Below are 394 nucleotides of genomic sequence, written 5' to 3'. Positions count from 1 at the left end.
CGTTGCACTGACTTGGCCGTTGGCACCGGCATGAATCCTGACCACATCATCGCGGTCAGTGGTCGTTATCCGGACTTCGTCGGTAGTGATGAAATGATCATCCTGTTCCAGTATCCGCTCGATCTTGACGTTGCCATCATCGATCAGCGTACGGTTGCGGGATCTGTCGATAGTTTCTTTTGGGGTAACGGGCTCTGGCGCAAGGAGAGGAGATATAACGGGGTGAGTAGCAGTGATCATGATTGATGCCTTTCTCAATGACGAGGTTTTATGAAGTCGCTCGTCCTGAGTGGCGTGAGGAGGGAAATTTATCCTGCGCAGAGCGCTTTTATTTTCATCACTTATGAACTGAAAGTGTTTCAGTGAGAGTCTGCATCCCACACCCAATTCCATA

The 394-nt window shown here is 49.7% G+C and carries 1 protein-coding gene; it reads left to right on the top strand.

Annotation, left to right across the window (positions count from 1 at the left end; genetic code table 11):
• The coding region (locus tag SB756_RS28320) for a hypothetical protein (RefSeq protein ID WP_410912808.1) at positions 1-246 on the top strand (246 nt) is incomplete at its 5' end.
• Positions 247-394: the final 148 nt, after the last annotated feature.

It is taken from the genome of Pseudomonas sp. SIMBA_068, assembly GCF_046534705.1.
GTDB classification, from domain to species: Bacteria; Pseudomonadota; Gammaproteobacteria; order Pseudomonadales; family Pseudomonadaceae; genus Aquipseudomonas; species Aquipseudomonas putida.
This window is presented reverse-complemented; position numbering and strand designations above follow the sequence as displayed.